This window comes from Pseudoalteromonas thalassia, from assembly GCF_049257215.1.
Classification (GTDB): Bacteria; Pseudomonadota; Gammaproteobacteria; order Enterobacterales; family Alteromonadaceae; genus Pseudoalteromonas; species Pseudoalteromonas lipolytica_C.
The window spans coordinates 1-2,278 of sequence record NZ_JBMMUE010000029.1; the positions used below are offsets into that span (position 1 = coordinate 1).

The window sequence follows — 2,278 nt, forward strand, 5'->3', positions numbered from 1 at the left end:
CCAACGTTAGAACATCAACACTACAAGGGTGGTATTTCAAGGACGGCTCCACAAAGACTAGCGTCTCTGCTTCAAAGCCTCCCACCTATCCTACACATGTAGGGTCAATGTTCAGTGCCAAGCTGTAGTAAAGGTTCACGGGGTCTTTCCGTCTAGCCGCGGGTACACAGCATCTTCACTGCGATTTCAATTTCACTGAGTCTCGGGTGGAGACAGCGTGGCCATGGTTACACCATTCGTGCAGGTCGGAACTTACCCGACAAGGAATTTCGCTACCTTAGGACCGTTATAGTTACGGCCGCCGTTTACCGGGGCTTCGATCAAGAGCTTCGTCCGAAAACTAACCCCATCAATTAACCTTCCGGCACCGGGCAGGTGTCACACCGTATACGTCATCTTGCGATTTTGCACAGTGCTGTGTTTTTAATAAACAGTCCCAGCCACCTGGTCACTGCGGCTCCCGTCCGCTTAGAGAGCAAGTCTCATCACAGATAGGAGCGTACCTTCTCCCGAAGTTACGGTACGATTTTGCCTAGTTCCTTCACCCGAGTTCTCTCAAGCGCCTTAGTATTCTCTACCTGACCACCTGTGTCGGTTTGGGGTACGATTCGGTATAATCTGAAGCTTAGAGGCTTTTCCTGGAAGTATGGCATCAACAACTTCACCACCTTAGTGGCTCGTCTCGTGTCTCAGTCTTAGCAACCCGGATTTTCCTAAGTCACCAACCTACTCACTTTCACATGGACAACCAACGCCATGCTTGTTTAGCCTGCTCCGTCCCCCCATCGCAATTATACCAAGTACGGGAATATTAACCCGTTTCCCATCGACTACGCCTTTCGGCCTCGCCTTAGGGGTCGACTTACCCTACCCTGATTAACATGGGATAGGAACCCTTGGTCTTCCGGCGTGCGGGTTTTTCACCCGCATTATCGTTACTCATGTCAGCATTCGCACTTCTGATACCTCCAGCATACCTCCCGGTACACCTTCAACGGCTTACAGAACGCTCCCCTACCACTCATACAAAGTATGAATCCGCAGCTTCGGTGCATAGTTTAGCCCCGTTACATCTTCCGCGCAGACCGACTCGACCAGTGAGCTATTACGCTTTCTTTAAAGGGTGGCTGCTTCTAAGCCAACCTCCTGGCTGTCTGGGCCTTTCCACATCGTTTCCCACTTAACTATGACTTTGGGACCTTAGCTGGCGGTCTGGGTTGTTTCCCTCTTCACGACGGACGTTAGCACCCGCCGTGTGTCTCCCGGATAGTACTTTACGGTATTCGGAGTTTGCAAAGGGTTGGTAAGTCGGGATGACCCCCTAGCCTTAACAGTGCTCTACCCCCGTAAGTATTCGTCCGAGGCTCTACCTAAATAGATTTCGGGGAGAACCAGCTATCTCCCGGTTTGATTAGCCTTTCACTCCTAGCCACAGGTCATCCCCTAACTTTTCAACGTTAGTGGGTTCGGTCCTCCAGTTGATGTTACTCAACCTTCAACCTGCCCATGGCTAGATCACCGGGTTTCGGGTCTATACCTTGCAACTATACGCCCAGTTAAGACTCGGTTTCCCTACGGCTACCCTAATCGGTTAACCTCGCTACAAAATATAAGTCGCTGACCCATTATACAAAAGGTACGCAGTCACCCAACAAGTGGGCTCCTACTGCTTGTACGTACACGGTTTCAGGTTCTATTTCACTCCCCTCACAGGGGTTCTTTTCGCCTTTCCCTCACGGTACTGGTTCACTATCGGTCAGTTGGGAGTATTTAGCCTTAGATGATGGTCCACCTATATTCAGTCAAAGTTTCACGTGCTCCGACCTACTCGATTTCACTTAAGATGCATTTTCGTGTACGGGACTATCACCCTGTATCGTCATACTTTCCAGAATGTTCCACTAACACATAATAAGCTTAAGGGCTGGTCCGGTTTCGCTCGCCGCTACTTCCGGAATCTCGGTTGATTTCTGTTCCTACGGGTACTTAGATGTTTCAGTTCTCCGCGTTCGCCTCTTACACCTATGTATTCAGTGTAAGATACCTGCAAGCAGGTGGGTTTCCCCATTCGGAAATCCTAGTCTCAAGCGCTTTTTACTAGCTTGACTAGGCTTATCGCAAGTTAATACGTCCTTCATCGCCTCCAACTGCCAAGGCATCCACCGTGTACGCTTAGTCACTTAACCATACAACCCAAACGGGTCTTTGTTAGTGACAGCTGTTAACTTCGCCAGAAGTTAATTCATCAAATAATGATGAGAATACTAAAGTAGATACC

The 2,278-nt window shown here is 49.4% G+C and carries 1 rRNA gene; it reads right to left on the minus strand.

Annotated elements, in window-relative coordinates:
- Positions 1–2,186: ribosomal RNA gene (locus AAEU31_RS20200) — 23S ribosomal RNA — on the minus strand; the annotation flags it as partial.
- Positions 2,187–2,278 lie beyond the last annotated feature (92 nt).